The sequence below is a fragment of the bacterium genome (assembly GCA_026129405.1).
Classification (GTDB): domain Bacteria; phylum Desulfobacterota; class Binatia; order DP-6; family DP-6; genus JAHCID01.
The window spans coordinates 48,090-66,320 of sequence record JAHCID010000006.1 but is presented as its reverse complement, the minus strand read 5'-3'; the positions used below and the strand labels follow the sequence as shown (position 1 = coordinate 66,320).

The 18,231-nt window shown below is 74.0% G+C and carries 14 protein-coding genes; 6 read left to right on the top strand and 8 right to left on the bottom strand.

Translation table 11 applies throughout. The features are described 5' to 3' along the window. Position 1: 1 nt before the first annotated feature. Positions 2 to 1,429 carry a 3-isopropylmalate dehydratase large subunit gene (gene leuC, locus KIT14_19280; protein ID MCW5892662.1) on the bottom strand — a complete coding sequence of 476 codons (1,428 nt, stop codon included), beginning with the start codon at positions 1,427 to 1,429 and terminating at the stop codon, positions 2 to 4. A gap of 66 nt (positions 1,430 to 1,495) precedes the next feature. Further along, entirely contained in the window at positions 1,496 to 1,945 is a 450-nt protein-coding gene (locus KIT14_19275) for a MarR family transcriptional regulator (GenBank protein ID MCW5892661.1), read from the bottom strand. A gap of 227 nt (positions 1,946 to 2,172) precedes the next feature. On the opposite strand from KIT14_19275, the gene KIT14_19270 reads away from it, so the two are divergent. Beyond that, positions 2,173 to 3,636: a potassium/proton antiporter gene (locus KIT14_19270; GenBank protein MCW5892660.1), complete on the top strand. Its 1,464-nt coding sequence runs from the start codon at positions 2,173 to 2,175 to the stop codon at positions 3,634 to 3,636. Positions 3,637 to 3,661: 25 nt separating this feature from the next. Here the strand turns inward: KIT14_19270 and KIT14_19265 are convergent, their stop codons facing one another. Continuing rightward, the gene (locus KIT14_19265; GenBank protein ID MCW5892659.1) at positions 3,662 to 4,549 is read right to left on the bottom strand and encodes a serine acetyltransferase; all 888 of its coding nucleotides are present in this window, start codon (positions 4,547 to 4,549) and stop codon (positions 3,662 to 3,664) included. A 124-nt stretch (positions 4,550 to 4,673) separates the two neighbouring features. Here KIT14_19265 and KIT14_19260 point away from each other — a divergent pair, with 124 nt between their 5' ends. Both KIT14_19260 and KIT14_19255 read left to right on the top strand, forming a co-directional pair. Beyond that, positions 4,674 to 4,982 carry a hypothetical protein gene (locus KIT14_19260; protein MCW5892658.1) on the top strand — a complete coding sequence of 103 codons (309 nt, stop codon included), beginning with the start codon at positions 4,674 to 4,676 and terminating at the stop codon, positions 4,980 to 4,982. A gap of 230 nt (positions 4,983 to 5,212) precedes the next feature. Beyond that, the gene (locus KIT14_19255) at positions 5,213 to 7,162 is read left to right on the top strand and encodes an ATP-dependent DNA helicase RecQ (protein ID MCW5892657.1); all 1,950 of its coding nucleotides are present in this window, start codon (positions 5,213 to 5,215) and stop codon (positions 7,160 to 7,162) included. Here KIT14_19255 and KIT14_19250 read toward each other — a convergent pair. Next, entirely contained in the window at positions 7,153 to 8,346 is a 1,194-nt protein-coding gene (locus KIT14_19250; protein MCW5892656.1) for an ABC transporter permease, read from the bottom strand. The two genes, KIT14_19255 and KIT14_19250, sit on opposite strands and share 10 nt — an antisense overlap. Before the next feature lie 143 nt (positions 8,347 to 8,489). On the opposite strand from KIT14_19250, the gene KIT14_19245 reads away from it, so the two are divergent. Together KIT14_19245 and KIT14_19240 are read left to right on the top strand one after the other, a co-directional pair. After that, a complete protein-coding gene (locus tag KIT14_19245) occupies positions 8,490 to 10,406 on the top strand; it encodes a heparinase II/III family protein (protein ID MCW5892655.1) in 1,917 nt (638 codons plus the stop codon). Positions 10,407 to 10,419: 13 nt separating this feature from the next. After that, positions 10,420 to 12,243, top strand: a complete 1,824-nt coding sequence (locus KIT14_19240) for a hypothetical protein (GenBank protein MCW5892654.1) — start codon at positions 10,420 to 10,422, stop codon at positions 12,241 to 12,243. Positions 12,244 to 12,249: 6 nt separating this feature from the next. On the opposite strand, the gene KIT14_19235 is transcribed toward KIT14_19240, so the two are convergent. From KIT14_19235 to KIT14_19220, 4 genes are read right to left on the bottom strand one after another with little or no spacing between them, the layout of a single operon-like run. Beyond that, a complete protein-coding gene (locus tag KIT14_19235) occupies positions 12,250 to 13,464 on the bottom strand; it encodes a CoA transferase (protein MCW5892653.1) in 1,215 nt (404 codons plus the stop codon). After that, positions 13,461 to 14,693, bottom strand: coding sequence for a CoA transferase (locus tag KIT14_19230; GenBank protein MCW5892652.1), 1,233 nt, complete (start codon positions 14,691 to 14,693; stop codon positions 13,461 to 13,463). The genes KIT14_19235 and KIT14_19230 overlap by 4 nt, the downstream gene beginning before the upstream one ends. Beyond that, a complete protein-coding gene (locus tag KIT14_19225) occupies positions 14,693 to 15,913 on the bottom strand; it encodes a hypothetical protein (GenBank protein MCW5892651.1) in 1,221 nt (406 codons plus the stop codon). Before KIT14_19225 ends, KIT14_19230 begins: the two co-directional genes overlap by 1 nt. A gap of 3 nt (positions 15,914 to 15,916) precedes the next feature. Then, positions 15,917 to 16,366, bottom strand: coding sequence for an SRPBCC family protein (locus tag KIT14_19220; GenBank protein MCW5892650.1), 450 nt, complete (start codon positions 16,364 to 16,366; stop codon positions 15,917 to 15,919). Between the two features lie 156 nt (positions 16,367 to 16,522). Here KIT14_19220 and mtnA point away from each other — a divergent pair, with 156 nt between their 5' ends. Continuing rightward, positions 16,523 to 17,815, top strand: a complete 1,293-nt coding sequence (gene mtnA, locus KIT14_19215) for an S-methyl-5-thioribose-1-phosphate isomerase (GenBank protein ID MCW5892649.1) — start codon at positions 16,523 to 16,525, stop codon at positions 17,813 to 17,815. The last annotated feature ends 416 nt before the right edge of the window (positions 17,816 to 18,231 follow it).

Below are 18,231 nucleotides of genomic sequence, written 5' to 3'. Positions count from 1 at the left end.
GTCAGCGGGCCTCCTGCGGGATGTGGAACACCTGACGGGCGTCCGCGACCTCGCCCGCGATCGCCGCCGCGGCGACCATGACCGGCGACATCAGGAGCGTGCGGCCGGTGGGCGAGCCCTGGCGGCCCTTGAAGTTGCGGTTCGACGAAGAGGCGCAGAGCTGCGCGCCCTCGAGCTTGTCGGGGTTCATCGCGAGGCACATCGAGCAGCCGGCCTCGCGAAACTCGAAGCCGGCCTCGCGGAAGACGTCGTCGTAGCCGCGGCGGACGAGCTCGTTGCGGACCGCCTGCGAGCCCGGGACGATCAGCGCCTTCACGTGCGGGGCGACCTTCAGACCGCGACCCTGGATGTGGCGCACCACCTCCTCGAAGTCGGAGACGCGGCCGTTCGTGCACGAGCCGATGAACGCGACGTCGATCTTCGTGCCGAGGATCGGCGCGCCCGGTCGCAGCTGCATGTACTGGTAGGCCTCGTCGATGAGCGCCCGCTCCTCGGCCTCGAACTGCTCCGGCCGGGGCAGGGGCGCGCCGATCGGCGTCGACTGCGCGGGGGTGATGCCCCAGGTGACGACGGGCTCGATGTCCTCGCCGCGCAGCGTGACGACGTCGTCGTAGTGCGCGTCGGCGTCCGAGCGCATGGAGTCCCACCACGCCACGGCGCGATCCCAGGCGGAGCCCTTCGGCGCGTAGGGGCGTCCCTGGAGATAGGCGTAGGTCGTCTGGTCGGGATTCACGTAGCCGCAGCGCGCGCCGCCCTCGATCGACATGTTGCAGACGGTCATGCGCTCCTCCATGGAGAAGCGGTCGAAGACCTCGCCGGCGTACTCGTAGGCGTAACCGACGCCGCCCTGCACGCCGAGCTCGGCGATGATCGCGAGGGCCACGTCCTTGGCGTAGACGCCGGGGCGCAGGCGACCCGTCACCTCGATACGGCGCACCTTCAGGCGGTCGAGCGCGAGACACTGCGTCGCCAGCACGTCGCGCACCTGCGACGTGCCGATGCCGAAGGCGATGGCGCCGAAGGCCCCGTGCGTCGAGGTGTGCGAGTCGCCGCAGCAGATCGTCATGCCCGGCTGGGTGAGGCCCTGCTCGGGGCCGATGACGTGCACGATCCCCTGCTCGCCGCCCGTGGGCGCGAAGAAGCGGATGCCGTGCTCGGCGACGTTCTTCTCCAGCTCGACCAGCATCTCCTCGGCGAGCGCGTCGGCGAGCGGGCGCGTCTGGCGGTGCGTCGGGACGATGTGGTCGACGGTCGCGAACGTGCGCTCGGGGTGGAGGACGGAAAGGCCCCGCTGGCGGAGCATCGAGAAGGCCTGCGGCGACGTCACCTCGTGGATGAGGTGGAGGCCCATCAGCACCTGGTACTGCCCGGACGGCAGCCGGCGCACCGTGTGGCGTTCGAACACCTTGTCGTACAGCGTCTGTCCCATCGGACCTCCTCCGGTCTCTCGCGTGTCGGCGTGGTCGGTGACGGCTCTGCGGTCACGTCGCGTCGGCTACTTCTCGTCGGCGGCATAGGCCTCGAGGCGCGTCGCCAGCTCGCCGCTGAAGCGGGTGAAGGCGTCGAGCTGGGCGGGATCGAGATCCATCCAGATGGCGTCGATCGCGGCGCGCCGGCGCTCGCGCAGGCCGTCGAGGGTGCGCGTGCCCTTCGCCGTCGGCACGTAGCGGCGCTGGCGGCCGTCGTCGCGGGCCACGCTCACCGACACCAGCTTCTTGTCGAGCAGCTGCCGGATCGTGCGCGACACGGCCGCCGCCGACGTCTCGCGGCGGCGGGCGAACAGCGACGGCATGAAGTGCTCGGTCGCGATCTGCTCCAGCACGCGCCACTGCTCCTCGGTGAGCCCGACCGCCTGCGCCAGCTGCACGCGGCGCCGCCGGAAGAGCTCGGCGAGGCGCTGGAGCTGGACGATGGCTCCGTGCACGGCGTCTGGAGATGGCTTCACGCTGGCAAATGATTAACTATGGTTAAGTATCGGAGTCAAGGCCGCCGGCGCTGCCGGGTGCGACCGGGCAGGCACGGTCGCCACACCCCTCGTGCACGTGGGCGCCGGCGGGCCGTGCGCCTCGCTCCGGTACCGGCCCTCTGCTAGCCACGGTTCGCCATGCGCCGCCGCTGTTCCGTTCGCTCGACCATGTCGCGGCGCTGCCACGCGTCCAGGGCGCACTGAGCGTGGGGCACGATCCGACCGCCCTCGTGCTCGCGGCGACGGGAACGTTGCTGCTCGTCGCGACGCTCGTGAGCCCGGTGTCGCAGCGCCTCGGCGTGCCGGCGCTCGTGCTGTTCATCGTCCTCGGCATGATCGCCGGCTCCGACGGGCTCGGCGGCATTCCGTTCGACGACTACGCCTTCGCCTTTCGCATCGGCTCGATCGCGCTCGTGCTGATTCTCTTCGACGGCGGTCTCAATACGCCGCTCGCGGTGTTGCGGGGCGTGGTGGCCCGCGCCGTTTCGCTCGCCACGCTCGGCGTGGTGATCACGGCGGCGGTGGTGGCCGGGGCCGGGATCCTCGTCGGCCTGCCGGTGCCGCTCGCGGTGCTGGTGGGTGCCGTGGTGTCGTCGACCGATGCGGCCGCGGTCTTCTCCGTCCTGCGGGGAAGCGGCGTGCGTCTCGAGGAGCGCACGAACGCCACGGTCGAGGTCGAGTCGGGCCTCAACGATCCGATGGCGGTCGTGCTGACGACGGTGGCGGCGCGGGTCGTGCTCGGGGAGGCGCAGCTCGGCGTCGACACCGTGCTGTTCGTGCTCCAGGAGTTCGTGGTCGGCGTCGTCGGCGGCCTCCTGTTCGGCGGCCTCGGGCGTCTGATCCTGCCGGGCGCGACGCTGCCGGCCGCGGGGCTCTATCCGGTCGTGACGGTGGGGCTGGCGTTCCTCGCGTACGGCGCGACGACGCTGGTCGACGGCAGCGGCTTCCTCGCGGTGTACGTCGCGGCCATCGTCATCGGCGCGGGGCCGCTGCCGTACCGTGCGGGGGTGCGCCGCGTCCACGACGGGCTCGCCTGGCTCGCGCAGCTCTCGATGTTCCTGCTGCTCGGGCTCCTCGTCTCGCCGTCGCGGCTCTGGCCGTTGGCCGACGAGGGGCTGATCCTCGGGCTGACGCTCGCGTTCGTCGCCCGGCCGCTCGCCGTGCTCGTGTCGCTGGCGCCGTTTCCCACGCCGTGGCGGGAGCGGGGGTTCATCGCCTGGGTCGGGCTGCGCGGCGCAGTGCCGATCGTGCTCGCGATCTATCCGGTGCTGGGCGGCGCGCACCGCGGCGAGGAGATATTCCACCTCGTCTTCTTCATCGTGCTGGTATCGAGCCTGATTCCGGGGGCCACCGTGTCGCTCGTCGCCCGTCGGCTCGGGCTCACGATGGGCGGCCCGGAATCGCCCACGGCGACGGTCGAGCTGGTCTCGCACCGGGACTACCGCGGCGAGTTCGTCTGGTTCCACGTCGATGCCGCGTCGGCGGTGGCGGGGGCGCCGGTCCGCGACCTGCCGATCCCGGAGGCGTGCGTGCTCGTGCTCGTGCTGCGTGGGGATCGGGTGATCGCGCCGCGCGGCGACACCGAGCTGCGGGCAGGGGACCACGTCTGCGTCTTCGTGACGCCGGAGCACCGGACGCTGCTGGATCTCCTCTTCGGCCGCGAGGTGTGAGTCCAGGCAACGGCCGACGCGCGCGTCAGCGCTTCGGATGCGTCTCGGAGGTGACGCGGCTGTTGGGCTCGACGGAGTGCACCAGCCAGACGTTGCCGCCGATGATCGAGTGCGCACCGATGACCGTGTCGCCGCCGAGGATGGTCGCGCCGGCGTAGATCGTGACGTGGTCCTCGATGGTCGGGTGGCGCTTCGTGCCCCGATTGGCGGCGCCGCCGCGCTCGAGGCTGAGCGCCCCCAGCGTCACGCCCTGGTAGATCTTCACGTGCCTGCCGATCGCCGACGTCTCGCCGATGACGACGCCGGTGCCGTGGTCGATGAAGAACGACTCGCCGATCTCGGCGCCGGGATGGATGTCGATACCGGAGCACGAGTGCGCGTGCTCGGTCATGATCCGCGGCAGCATCGGCACCCCGCGCCGGTGCAGCTCGTGCGCGATGCGGTGCACGGTGATCGCCTCGATGGAGGGGTAGCTGAAGATCACCTCCTCGACGCTGTTCGCGGCCGGGTCGCCCTGGAAGGCGGCGAGGACGTCCTTCGAGAGGAGAGCGCGCAGCGTGGGGATGGTGCGCAGGAAGTCGATCGTGACCTGCCGCGGCCAGTCGGGGTCGTTCGGGGTCCCGGTGGTGCGGAAGCCCTCGTAGCTGGCGGCGCGCCGGATCTGCTCCACGAGCATCTCGTGCGCCGGATAGAGGTGGGCCGAGACGGCGTAGCGCAGCTTGTCCGGGTCGAGGTGGCCGGTGGCGTAGTAGCCGAGGTACATGACCGCCTTCAGGTGGTTCAGGGCCTCGATCACCTGGCGCTTGTTCGGGAGTTGCGCACTGCTCAGGCTGTCGATGAGGCGTCCCTCGGCATAGCTGTCGGCCACCTGACCGATGACCTCCTCGAGCTCGCCCGCGTGCTGTGTCGGCATCCCTGGAACCCCCTGTGTGATGGTCGGGATCCGTGTTAGCCGGGGCCTCCTGCAGGGGCAAACCTCGGCTCGGGGCCGATTTTTCGCTCGCAAGCGTGCGCGGGTTGGTTTATCCTCCGGCCCGATGCGCAGGTTCATCGCGCCCCTCGTCCTGGTCGTCGTCGTCGGTGCCGCCGTGCACGCCGAGGACGTCAACATCCAGCAGATCACGCCGATCAACACGGGCGTGCAGCAGGGCATCGAGGTGCTGCACCCCGCCGCGCCCGTGCAGGGCGTGCAGGAAGTGACGGCGGTCGCGTCGCAGGACGTCGAGCCCAACGTCGTCCCGACCGGTGCCGAGCGCACCGCGAAGACGGCGGGCAAGGTGGCGCTGGGCGTCCTCTCGGCCGGCGTATCCCTCGGCGCCGCCGCCGCGATGCTCATGTTCCTCTGACCCGTAGCGATCATCGGGGCAGGGTGGATTTCGTCCCGGTAATCGGTTAGACGCTTCCCGTCCTCGAGGGGTTGCGCGTCCTGGGGACGCGCTCCGAGGCCCCACCCGCATGCGGCCCGTTCGGATCTCGTCCGGCGGGGCGAGCGGCCGCGAGGTCCGGTTAGACCTCGAAGAACCGGCGGTCGATCCCTACGGAGCGGCGTCCGGAGGCACACCGGAGAGGGACCAGAGTGGACTTGCAGAGCGTCGATCCGGACGAGACGGCCGGGGAGCAGACCCCCGGACCAGGTCTCGACGACATCCGCCGTGCCGCCCGCGAGCGGTTCGGGATCAATCGGCTGCATCGCGAGCAGGAGCGCGCGATCCTCTCCGTCCTCGGCGGGCGCGACACGCTGCTCATCATGCCGACGGGCGGCGGCAAGTCGCTCTGCTACCAGCTGCCGTCGGTCCTGCTGCCCGACCCCACGGTCGTCGTCTCGCCGCTGCTGGCGCTGCTCGAGGACCAGTACAACAAGATGGTCCAGCTCGGCATCCCGACGGTACGCCTCGACAGCACCGTCGGCGCCGCCGACCGTCGCGAGGGCCTCGCGCGCATCGCCAAAGGCGGGCCGCTGCTGATCCTCACCACGCCGGAGACGCTCGCCGGCAAGGAGCTCGGGCGGCTGCTCGAGATCGTCCCGCCGGCGATGGTCGCCGTCGACGAGGCGCACTGCATCTCGGAGTGGGGCCACGATTTCCGGCCCGCGTATCTCGCGCTCGGCCAGCGCGTGCAGCAGCTGAAGGTGGGGCGTGTGCTCGCACTCACCGCCACGGCGACGCCTCCGGTGCGCGACGACATCGTCCGCTACCTGGCGCTGCGCGAGCCCGAGGTCATCGCGGCGTCTCCCGACCGCCGCAACCTCATCTTCGAGGTCCGGCGCGCGCGCGGCGACGAGAAGCTGCGCCAGCTCGCGAAGCTCGCCCGTCGCATGCCGCGGCCGGGCATCGTGTACTGCTCGACGACCAAAGCCGTCGAGGACGTGTGGCTCGGGCTGCGCCTCATCAAGGTCCCGTGCGCCCGCTACCACGGCAAGATGACCGACAAGGACCGCACGGCGCACCAGGCGCGCTTCATGCGCAAGGGCAAGCGCATCGTGATGGTCGCGACCAGCGCCTTCGGCCTCGGCATCGACAAGCCGGACATCCGCTACATCGTGCACTACCACGCGCCCGCGTCGCTCGAGCGCTACGTGCAGGAGGCGGGACGCGCGGGCCGCGACGGCCAGTCCGCGCGCTGCATCCTCCTCTACGACGACAGCGACCTCGAGATCCAGGAGCATCTGCTCGCGCTCTCGCGCCTCTCGCCGTCGCTGCTCGGCAACTTCGGCCGCGCGCTCGCCGCCTGGGCGGGGGAAGACCGCGATCCCAACATCGAGGAGCTGGCGCTCTCCGCCGGCATCTCGCAGCGCGCCGCGAGCTCACTGGTGACGACGCTCGTCGAGGCGGGCGTCGCCGAGCGCCTGCCCGAGAATCGCGTGCGCCCGACGGTACCGCTCGAGGAGCTCGTCGATCGCGTCGAGGGCCTGCGCAGCCGCTTCGAGGTGCTGCGCCGGGAGGACGCGCGCCGCCTGCGTGCGGTCACCGAGTACGCCGACGACACCGTCTGCCGCAGCGTCGCGATCCGTCGCTACTTCGGCGACGACGACGCGCGCGTCTGCGGGCGCTGCGACCTCTGCCGCGCGAACGGCGTCGCCGAGCCGGCGGCGCGCGGGAATCGCCGCGGCCGTGGGGGCAAGCGCCGCGAGCGCGAGCGACGCGCCCGGGCGGCGGCGCACCGCAGCCGCTCGCCGCGCAGCGCCGGTGAACGGGCAGGGAGCGACCGACGGGCGCAAGCGCCGCCGGCGCCGTCGCCGCGGCGGGCGCCAGAAGAGGGCGGGGAAGCCCAGGTCCAGGCCCAGGTCGCCGACGCCCACCTTCTCGCTGCCACCGGCATCGACGCCGCCGCCGCCGACCTCGCCGCCAGCTGGGCGCCCCCGGCCTGCCACCGCCCAGGCCCGGAGGCTCCCGCCGGGGCGGGCGTGCCCGCAGCCACGGCCGCTCACGGCGCCGCCGGCGGCGCCGGCGCGGTCACGGGCGCCAGGGCGGCGCTTCTGCAACCGAGTCGCCCGAGCCCTCCACGCAGGTCTGACGCTCAGGCGTAGCGGACGGCATCGGTCGGTGGCATGCGCGCCGCCCGCCAGGCCGGCCACAGCCCCGCCAACGCCGCGAGGAGCGGCGGGGCGAGCGCGGCCGCCAACGCCAGCCGCCCGGTGAGGAGGAAGACCGGTGCACCCATGCGCGAGGTGACGGCGTTGAGCCCCTGCACGGCGAGGGTGCCGAGCAGGAGCCCGAGCCCGGCGCCGGCGAGGCCGAGGGTCAGCGCCTCGAGCACGAGCTGGGTCACCACCTGGCGCCGCGTCGCACCGACCACGCGCCGGAGCCCGATCTCGCGCCGCCGCTCGACGACGGCGGTGAACATGGTGTTCGTCACCGCCAGCGACGCGACCACGAGCGCGACGACGCCGCTGCCGACGATCATGCTGATCAGGAACGCGAGGGCCCGGTCGATGTCGGCCTCGGCCTGCGCCGGCGAGAGTACCGAGAGGCCCTCGACGTCGGTCCGCAGGCGCGCGGACAGCTCCTCGGGATCGGTGCCCTCCGCCCAGAAGACCGCCGCCGCGGTGGCGATGGGCAGTACCTTGCTACCGGGGGCCATGACGAGCCGGCGCAGCAGCGGCTCGCCGTCGATCAGCATCCGCTGCGCCGTCGGGTAGGGCAGGAAGACGAAGCTGTCGGGACCGGTGAAGGTCGGCTCGAGGACGCCGATCACCCGCAGCGTCTGCCCGCGCACGTCGAGCGTGTCGCCGACGCCGATGCCGAAATGTGCCGCGACCTGGCTGCCGATCACGATCTCGTCGGCCCCTTCCGGCTGGAGCCGGCCGGCGGCCGCGCGCGGCGGCGGCGCGCGCCGGTTGTTGAGCAGGATGGGCAGATCGACCCCGAACGCCATCGGGGCGAGCGTGAAGGGCAGCGCGGCGGGGGTCTGCGAGAGCGGGAACATGACGATGGGCGCCACCGCGGCGACGCCGGGCTCCGCCCGCACCCGCTCCATCTGCTCGCCCGACACGAGCCCGCCGCCCATCATGCCGGTCGCCGTGCCGGCGCCGGCGCCGCTGATCGTGATCTGGCCCGCGGCGAAGTCGCGCCCGCCGGCGACGAGCCGCCCCATCTTCTCGCCGAGCGAGCCCAGCAGGACGAGGGCCATGACGCCGATCGCGATGCCGCCCGCGGTGAGGAGGCTGCGCAGCCGGCGACGACGCAGCTCGCGGATCGCCATGGCCAGCATGGCGGCGGCTTCTAGTCGACGCGCCGCAGCGGGTGCAACCGAGGCGGGTTTTTCCGCGCCCGGCTGTCGACCTCCAGCCGAGCCTGCGCTACAGTGCAACGCGTTGATGTAGCGGAGGGGGTGGCGTGGCGCAGCAGAGCACGTTGGAGGTTCCCCGGCACGCCGAGCGGCGCGCCGGCTTGCCGACCGGCTTCCAGGCGCGACTGCGGTCGGCCTTCCTCACCCGGGGTTGGACGCGCGCCCCCGAGCCCCGCGTCCGCTTCGGCCAGCCCTTCCTCCCCGGCCTCGCGGCCCTCGGCGCGGAGCATCGCGGGGTCGCCGGCGAGATCCTCGCGCGTGCGAACGACGCCGTGGCGCTGCGCTTCCGCCACCTCGGCGAGGAACGTGTCTTCGCGGGACGGATCGACTGGGCCGTGCGCGACGCGTCCGACGCCTGGCGCGCGGCGCTTCACCGGCTCGACGAGGGGCTCGCGATGGCGCTCGCCGCCGCGATGGCCGAGTCGCCGGCCGAGCGCACGCAGTGGTGGGAGGCGGCCTCCGCGCACGTCGGCGACTGGATGGCGCGCGGTCGCGGTGCCGGTGGGGCGGCCGACGTCGGCGCGCAGGCGCGACGGATCGCCAACCTGATCCACGTGCACGCCGTGTTCGCGAACGAGCTGCGCGCCGACGCGAACCGGCGTCGCGCGCTCCTCGACGCGCTCTACGCCGAGGCGGTCGCGCTCGCGGTCGCGGTGCCTCGCCTGGGGCCCGATCAGGGCCTCGTCCCCGCCGGGCGTGCGCTCATCATGGCCGGCCGTTTCTTCGACGGGATGGAAGCCCGCGAATGGCTCGAAGCGGGCACCAACCTCCTGTGGGGGCTGCTGCGCGAGCAGGTGGCCGACGACGGCGGCGTGCGCGGCGGCTCGCCGGCGCGTCACGCCCAGGTGCTCGGCGATTTCCTCGACGTGCTCGCGCTGATGCGCGCGAGCAACGACGACGTCCCGCCCTGGGGCCGCAAGCGCGTCAAGGCGATGGCCGACTTCCTCGCGCGCATCCTCCATCCCGACGGCAGCCTGCCGCTCGGCGACGGGACGCCCGCCGAGATGGCGCGACCGGCCTTCGAGCTGCTCGCGATCGCCGCCGTCGTGCTGCACGACGCCGCCTTCGCCGCGCCGGGCGAGCTGCCCGGGGTCTGGCCGCTGCTCGTGCTCGGCGAGAGCGGCCGCCGCGCGTGGAACGCGTTCGTGCGCGAGGAGACGGTGGCGGAGCCGCGCGGGCTGCGTCGCACGGGGCTCTACGTCCTGCCGGGCGGGGCGCGCGACCTCATGGTCGTCGACGGCCGCGGCGCCGCCGAGGGGCGGGCCGCGTTCGGCTACGAGCTATCCGTGGGCGGCCTGCCGCTCGTCGTCGGGCCGGGGTGTGGGGCGGACGTCACGCACGTGCTGGCGGCCCATGCGCGCTCCCCGCAGGCGCAGAACGTCCTCGTCGGCGGCCCGGCCCCGGTGCGATGCGAGAGCCCGCCGGCCACGAGCGTGGTGTGGGCGGTGCGCGACGGCCTCGTCTACTTCGGCGCCACCGACGACAGCGGCGAGCGCTTGCGCCACCGCCGGCACGTCTTCTGCCTGCCGGGCCGCTTCTGGGTCGTCTGCGACCAGCTGCTGGGCAGCGGCGAGTGGGACGGCGAATCGCTCGTCCACCTCCATCCGCAGACGCTCGTGCGCGCGGAGTGCGCGGGCAAGCCGGCGTTCATCGCCGGGCGCAACGAGACCTGCTGGGTGACCATGACGTTCGCCGGCGCGCGCGACGTCCGGCTCACCACGGCGACCATGGAGCCGCAGCCGCAGGGCTGGCACGCTCCCGCCGTCGGCGAGTTCGAGCCTGCGCCGACGATCGCGTTGTCGGTCGCCGGATCGCTGCCGCTGGTCGCGGGCTACGCGTTGATGCCGCGCGGGCGCACCAACGCCGAGCTGGAGTTCACGCACGACGCCTTCGAGCTGCGCGGGCGGCTGCGCGTCGAGCGCAGCGAGTACCTCTTCACCGTGGTCCAGGACGAGGTCGAGTTCACGAGCCGGCGGCTCTGAACGGACCGCGGGCATGCTGCTCCTCGTCGGCTGGCCGGATGCGGCCCCGGACGCGAGCCCCCACGCGGGCGGCGTCCCGGACGCGACTGCCTTCGAGGGCACGCTGCCGAACGGCGCCGCGGTCTCGCTCGCCAGCGGACGCATCGCGACCAGCCCGAGCGGGCAGGTGCGGGTGCTCTTCGCCGGCACCCTCTACAACCGCGCGGAGCTCGCGGGCGGGCTCGGCCCGAGCGACGCACCCGGGCGGCGGGGCGCCGCGGAGATCGCGCTCGCGTTCTACCTGGAACGCGGCACGCAGGCGGTCACGGCGTTGCGCGGGGCGTTCGCGCTCGCCGTCGTCGACCAGCGCCGCGGCCGGGTGGTCGTGGTGCGCGACCAGCTCGGGCTCCGCCCCCTCTACGTCGTCGCCGACGGGGGGCGCTTCGCCGCGTCCGACTCGCTGACGACGCTGCTCGCGCTCCCGGGCGTGTCGAGCGCCTGGGACCTCGCGGCCCTCGATGCCATCCTCACGCTGGGGGCGGTGCCCGCGCCGGCGACGCCGTACCTCGCGGTGCGCCAGGTGCGTCCCGGCGAGCTCCTCCAGTGGGACGCGGGCCGGCTGCGGCACCATCGCTACTGGCATCTCACCTTCCCCGAGCGGCGGCTGCTCCGCGTCGATGCGCCGACGCTCGTGCGTGAGCGGCTGCGCGAGGCGCTGCGCCTCCGCCAGGCGGGCATCGTCACGGGGCTCCTGCTCTCCGACGGGCTCGTCTCGACGGCGCTGCTCGGCGAGGTGGCCGCGGAGCGCCGGCCGCCGGCGCACGCCTATGTCGTGGCCACCGGCCGCGGCGGTGCGGAGGTCGCCCGGCGCGCGACGCGGTTCGCGGCGCGCCACGGCGTGGCGTCGGTCGTCGGCGAGGCCGATCCGGACTGGCCGGCGCTGGCCGAGCGGCTGCTCGACGTCCACGGGCTGCCGGCCGTGGGGCTCGATCTGGCGCTGCTGGCGCCGCTCCTCGAAGGCGGCATCCGCGAGCGCGTGCTCCTGTCCGGTCACGGCGGCGCCGAGATCCTGGGCGGAGCCGACGACGCGGGCGAGTGGGCGGCGGTCGACGCCTTCCGGCGCCTTCCGGGGCTCGCGCGCGAGACGGCGGAGCTGTGGGCGCGCCTGGCGTCCCGCGGTCGGATCGCGTCGCTCGTGCGTGCGGCGCCGCTGGCACCGGTCGCGTTCCTCGCGCGACGCAGCGGCCTCCTCACGCCGGCCGACCGGCTCGCGCTGTGGACGCCCGACGCCATGGCCCTGCTCGGCGAGACGGCGGCCGAGGAGCGTCTCGCGGGCCTTTGCGCCGACGCGATGACGGCAGGCGCCGGCGACCCGCTCGACGCGATTCACCACGTGGCGCTCCACCTGCGGCTGCCGGCGCTCACGCAGCTCCACGAGCTCGCGGCGTCGTACGGCGTCGACCTGCGCTTCCCGCTCGCCGATCACCGGCTCGCCAAAGTGGCGGCGAGCGTTCCGGCGGACCGCCGTGGCGGCGGCCGCAAGCGCGTGCAGCTGCTGCGCGGCGCGCTCGCCGACGTGCTGCCGGCGTCGGTGCTCCGCCGCGCCCACGAGCCGCTAGTCCCGACGCCGGCCGCGTGGCGCCGCGAGCCGCTGGCCGCGCTCGTCGACGACGCGCTGTCGCCCGCCCGGCTCGAGGCCCAGGGGCTCTTCCGCCCCGAGACGATCGCCCGCTTCCGTGCCGAGCACGACGGCGGCAGCCGCGATCGGGGCGGCCTCCTGTGGACGCTCGTGCTCGTCAGCCGGTGGCTCGAGCGCTGCCGGGCGCAGGAGCCGGCGGCGCGGCGCGCGGCCGGCTGAGCGCGCTCACTCGAGCGCGCCCGCGGCGACGAGCTCGGTGATGCGCGCGTCGTCGTAGCCGAGCAGCGTGCGCAGGACCCAGTCAGTGTCGGCGCCCCAGGTCGGCGCCGGCCCGCGCACGGCGGCCGGGGTGCGCGAGAGCCGGAAGCGGGCGTTCTCGAGGGTGACGGTCTCCCGCTCGGGGTGCGGCACCGCGACGAAGTGCTCGCGGTGGCGGAGCTGCGGATCCGCGAGCAGCTCGGCGCTGTTCTGCACCGCGTGTGCGGCGACGCCGGCCGCCTGCAGGCGGCCGGCGAGATCGTGCATGTCGTGCGCGGCGGTGGCCGCGGCGACGGCCTCGTCGAGCGCGTCGGTGTGGGCATGGCGGGCGTCGCGGGTGGCGAAGCGCGCGTCCGCGGCGAGGGCGGGGCGCTCCAGCACCGCGCACAGGGCCGCGAAGGCGGCGTCGCCGTCGACCGCGATCGCGATCCAGCGATCGCGGCCCGCGGCCGGGTATACGCCGTGCGGCGTGAGCTCGGGATCGCGATTGCCCCGCCGCGTCATGGTGCGGCCGTTCACCTGACGGTCGAGCAGCGCCGGGCCGAGGAAGTGCAGCGACGCCTCGGCCTGCGACAGATCGACGAGCTGTCCCTCCCCGGTGCGCCGCCGGTGCTCCAGCGCGGCGAGGATCGCGACGGCGAGGAAGCGCGGCGAGACGTAGTCGGTGTAGGCGCTGAACGGTCCTGCCGGTGGCCGATCGGGCCAGCCGCCGAGGTTCGAGAAGCCGGAGATCGCGGCGGCGAGGTTGCCGTAGCCGGCGAAGCCCGCGAGCGGCCCCGTCTGCCCCATGAGGCACGAGCTCACCATCACGAGATCGGGCTTCACGCCGCGCAGCACCGGCCAGTCGAGCCCCCAGCGCGCCATCGTCCCCGGCGCGAACGACTCGGTGACGACGTCGGCCCAGCGCACGAGGTCGAGGAAGACGCCGCGCCCGGCCGGCGTCGTCGGGTCGAGCGTCAGCATGCGCTTGCCGACGTTGAGGTTCTGGAAGCAGCCGGAGCGCTCCGGGCCGGGGACGGCGTCGAAGAACGGCGCCAGCGTGCGCGCCGTGTCGATGCGGCGGGTGGACTCGATCCGCACCACGGTGGCGCCGTGATCGGCGAGCATGCGGGTGGCGGCCGGGCCGGCCATCACCCACATCAGGTCGAGGACCTTCACGTCCGACAGCGCACCGCCCGTCATACGGCCCCCCGCGCGCGCAGCGTCGCGACGTCGAGCCCGAGCTCGCCCCCGAGCACCTCGTCGGTGTGCTCGCCCACGCGCGGCGGTCGCCGGCGCCAGCGCAGCGGCGACGCCTCGAAGCGCGCGAAGGCGCCCGGGTAGCGCACGGTCGTGCCGAGCTCGGGATGGTCGAGCGGCTGCCAGTACTCGCGGGCAGCCAGCTGCGGGCTCGCGAGCACCTCGCCCAGCGTCGACACCGGGGCGATGAGGAGGCCGCGTGCGAGCGCGGCGGCGAGCAGCTCGGCCTTCGGACGCGCCGCCGTGAACGCGGCGATCACGGCCTTCACCCGCTCGAACTCGGCGAGCGGCTCCTCGTCGGAGAGCAGCAGCTGCGAGTAGCGCAGCCAGTCCTTGTCGCGCGTCGCGGCGTCGCAGCCGCCCTCCTCGTGGATCCACTCCATGAGCCGGCGCGAGAACGGTCCGATCGCGGAGCCGAAGAGGAACGTGATCGCGACGTGGCCGTCCTTCGCCGGGAACAGCAGGCGCACGCTGACCGCCCCCATCGTGAGCCCGCCCGCGGCGCGCTGCACCTCGGGCGCGTCGAAGGCGGCGGCGAGGATGTACGACTGCGTCGCCAGCGCGACCGACTGCTGCGCCGACACGTCGACGTGCTGCCCGTGTCCGGAGCGCATGCGCGCGTGGTGCGCGATCATCGCGCCGACGGCGGCGTCGGCGCCGGCGTGGAGCCAGGCCTGCGGCACGGGCAGGCGGACCGGCGGGCGGTCGGCGTCGCCGGTGAGGATCAGCGGGCCGCCGGCGGCGAGGAGGACGATGTCCGCGCCGGCCCAGCCCGCCTTGGGGCCGGTCTGTCCGAACGCCGTGATCGAGACGTGGACGAGACGCGGATGGGTGGCGGCGACCGTCGCCGGATCGAGCCCCGCGTCGGCCAGCGTCCCGGGCGGCGCCGAGTCGACGAGGAAGTCCGCGGTCTCGAGCAGGCGGGCCAGGGCCTCGCGGCCGGGGGGGTGCGCGACGTCGAGGGTCACACTGCGCTGGTTGCGCGTGAAGGCCCACCAGAAGAGGGAGCGGTCGGGATGGACCACGTCGCCGTGGAACGGCCCGAGGCGCCGCGCCGGCGAGCCGCCGGGCGGCTCCACGTGGATCACGTCGGCGCCGAGGTCGCCGAGGATCTGGCCGCAGAGCAGCCCGCGGTGATCCGTGAGGTCGACGACCCGCAGCGCCGACAGCATCAGCCGACGCCGACGCGGACGAGGCGCGCGAACGAGCAGTAGTAGAGGTCGCGCCGTGCGCCCATGGCCGGGAAGACGACCGACTGCACCGGGCTGCCGGTGGCGACGCGGCCGCGCTCCGCGCCGGTCTCGACGTCGACGACGACGACGTGGTCCTCGCCGTCGCGGTGGTCGTTGACGACCAGCTCGCCCGTGTCGGCACCGAGGACGAGGTGGCTCGCGACGTCGAGGGGTTGCGACCAGAGCGGCTCCAGCCGGTCGGCGAAGCGGAAGGCGGCGAGGACGGCGTTGGCCGAGTCGAACGCGATCGCGATGCGGCGCGCGGGGTCGTAGAGCGGCGGATTGGTGATCGCGCCGCGCGGGACGCCGCAGACCGGCACCAGCTCGAAGTCGCCGCTGTCGACCGCGGCGCGCACGAGGTGCAGCGGCCCCTCGGCGACGCCGGCGTCGCGCATCGTGCCGGCGTAGCGGTGGTCGCCGTTGTCCATGAACCACACCTGGCCGCCGGCGACGACGGGATCCCAGCCGAAGGACTGGTCGGTGAACTGCCGGTAGGGCACGCGCCAGGCGTCGTCGAGCCGCAGGCGCCCGGCGGCGGCGTCCCAGTGGAAGCGGAACGCGGTGTGATCGCCGACGACGTAGACGGTCGCCGCGTCGGCGCCGAGCCGCGCGATCGAGCCCTCGGGTACCGCTGTCTCCGGCGCGACGGGCCCGAGGCGCTCGGGCTCGAGCACCATGAGGCGCGACGGCGAGCCGTCGCGCACCAGGTCTTTCATGACGAGGCAGCCGTCGGGCAGCACGACGAAGGAGTTGTAGGGGCGGTCCTGCGGCAGCTCGCGCGAGGCGCGCAGGCTGAGGTCCGGGCCGAGCCGGTGACACCAGCGGCCGCAGGTGACGTAGACGTCGCCGTTGGCGTGCGCGGCGATGCCCCCGGGCCACCACGGGCCGGCGTCGAGGTCGCGCGCCGGGGCGCGTGGGGCGAGCGTCTCGGGGTCGAGCAGCAGCACCTGCGCCTGCGGGTTGCCGAGCGCCTGCACGAGGACGAAGAGCTCGTCCGGCGTGCGCAGGATCGGCATGACGCCGCCGAGCACGTCGGCGCTGGCGGCGGCGACGAGGCGCTCGCCGGGGCGCAGCGCGAGGCCCCGGGCGACGGTCGCGGTGCGGCGTGGCCCGGCGTCCTCGGCGGGCCACGGGCCGGACCAGTAGCCGGCGAGGTCCACCGCTCAGCTCGCGCGGCGCGCGCGGGCCTCGACCGCGGCGCGGAATTCCTCGACGGAATCGCGCAGGGCCTTCTTCTCGGCCGCGCTGCGCAGGAAGCCGGGGACCCAGAAGCCGAGGTCGATGGCCTGCGTGCAGGTGGCGGTGATGCCGTCGTCCCCGGGCTCGAAGCGATAGGCGCCCTGCACGGAGGTGAGGTCGCCCTCGACGAGGTGCCACTTGCCGCCGTGGGGCGGGTCCCAGGTGTACTCGAGGACGTAGCGCACCGTCTTGATCGTCATGTCGAGCGCGAACCCGACCCGCTTCGGCAGCCCGTCGGGCCAGCGCTCGAGCACGCGGCATTCGGTGATCGGGCTCGACCAGCGCGGGTAGTCGTCGAAGTCGGTGAGAACCGCGAAGCACTCGTCGAGCGAGGCGGCCACGCGCGTCGCGTACGACTGACTGAAGTCGCTCACCCGCGCCGTGTAGCGGGGGCCCCGACGCAGCGTCAAGGGACCGACGCCGATGCGCCGGCGAAGGGTCTCGGCTCCGGCATGGCGTTCGCCGCAGCGCGGGAGATTTCGCTGTCACGTCGGGGGACGTTGCGGTATGGTCGATCCCCGGAGCAACGAATGGCGGTACGAACCATCGAGTGGAAGAACGGCGGCGTGGTGATGCTCGATCAGCGACTGCTGCCGACCCGGGAAGTCTATCGCGTCTATCGCGATCATCGTGAGGTCGCGAAGGCGATCAAGGAGATGGTGATCCGCGGCGCACCCGCGATCGGCGTCGCCACCGCGATGGGCATCGCCCTCGGCGCGCGCTCGCTGCGTCCCGGCGATCTCCACCGCGACTTCGAGCGTCTCTGCCGTACGTTCGCGGCGACGCGGCCCACGGCCGTGAACCTGTTCTGGGCGATCGAGCGCATGCGCCGCATCTTCCAGCGCAACCAGCACCGCCCGCTCGACACGCTGCGCACGCTGCTCGAGCGCGAGGCGCTGGCGATGCACGACGAGGACATCGCCGCCAACCGCCGCATGGGCGAGTTCGGCGCGGCCCTCATCGAGGACGGCTGGACGATCCTCACGCACTGCAACGCCGGCGCGCTCGCGACCGCGGGCTACGGCACCGCGCTCGGCGTCATCCGCGGCGCGCGCGAGGCGGGCAAGCGCGTCCAGGTGATCGCCTGCGAGACCCGACCCTTCCTCCAGGGCGCGCGCCTCACCGCCTGGGAGCTGAAGCGCGACCGCATCCCGGTGACGCTGATCACCGACAACATGGCCGCCCACATGATGCAGCGCGGGCGCGTCCACTGCGTCGTCGTCGGCGCCGACCGCGTGGCGGCGAACGGCGACGTCGCGAACAAGATCGGCACCTACGGGCACGCCGTGCTGGCGCATCGGCACGGCATCCCGTTCTACGTCGCGGCGCCCACGTCCACCGTCGACCTCGCCTGCCCGCGCGGCGACATGATCCCGATCGAGGAGCGGCCGACGCGCGAGGTGTCGCACGTCTTCGACCGCCAGATCGCGCCCACCGGCGTGAAGATCATGAACCCGGCCTTCGACGTGACGCCGAACGAGCTGGTCACGGGGATCATCACCGAGCGCGGCGTGGCGCGTTCGCCGTACCTGCGGGCGCTGTCGCGCATGGTGGCCGACGCGACGCCCGCCGCCGCGTCGTCGCCGGCGCGGCCCGCCGCCGCGTCGCGTGCGGTGCGGGCACCGGCCCGGCGCGCCGAGGCGCCTGCCGCCAGCGGCGGCGTTAGACGATCAGGCGCCCGCGTCGTCGAGGGCGCGGGCGAGGCGGGCCGCCAGGCGGAGATGGGCCGGCCAGCCGTTGGTCATGGCCGGCCGCCGGCGCGGGCGCAGCGTGCGGAGCCCGTGGAGACGCGTCGCTGCCTCGACGACGCGCGCCGCCGGTAGCTTCCCGCGCAGGACGGCCTGCTCGATGCCCAGCATCGCCTCGCGCGCCGCGGGCAGGGAGCCGCAGGCGAGGAGGGCGTCGCACCCGGCCGCGAGGGCGCCGACTGCGACGCGCGCCGGCGTCCAGCGCGCCGACACGGCGCGCATGTCGAGGTCGTCGCTGAACAGCACGCCGCGGAACCCGAGCGTGCGGCGGAGCAGCGTCGTGGCGATGCGCGGCGACATGGTGGCGGGGCGGCGCGGGTCGAGCCCCGGGTAGACGACGTGCGACGTCATCAGCGCGGGGAAGCCGGCGCGGACGGCGCGCACGAAGGGCGGCAGGTCGCGGCGGCGCAGCACGGCGGCGGCGGCGCGGTAGCGCGGCCGCACGCGGTGCGAGTCGCCGACGGTCGCGCCGTGGCCGGGGAAGTGCTTGC

Coding starts and splice junctions, on each gene's coding strand:
- KIT14_19240 (MCW5892654.1), top strand. CDS start 10,420: ATGCTGCTCCTCGTCGGCTGGCCGGATGCGGCCCCGGACGCGAGCCCC.
- KIT14_19265 (MCW5892659.1), bottom strand. CDS start 4,549: ATGCCGACACAGCACGCGGGCGAGCTCGAGGAGGTCATCGGTCAGGTG.
- KIT14_19235 (MCW5892653.1), bottom strand. CDS start 13,464: ATGACGGGCGGTGCGCTGTCGGACGTGAAGGTCCTCGACCTGATGTGG.
- KIT14_19260 (MCW5892658.1), top strand. CDS start 4,674: ATGCGCAGGTTCATCGCGCCCCTCGTCCTGGTCGTCGTCGTCGGTGCC.
- leuC (MCW5892662.1), bottom strand. CDS start 1,429: ATGGGACAGACGCTGTACGACAAGGTGTTCGAACGCCACACGGTGCGC.
- KIT14_19230 (MCW5892652.1), bottom strand. CDS start 14,693: ATGCTGTCGGCGCTGCGGGTCGTCGACCTCACGGATCACCGCGGGCTG.
- KIT14_19250 (MCW5892656.1), bottom strand. CDS start 8,346: ATGCTGGCCATGGCGATCCGCGAGCTGCGTCGTCGCCGGCTGCGCAGC.
- mtnA (MCW5892649.1), top strand. CDS start 16,523: ATGGCGGTACGAACCATCGAGTGGAAGAACGGCGGCGTGGTGATGCTC.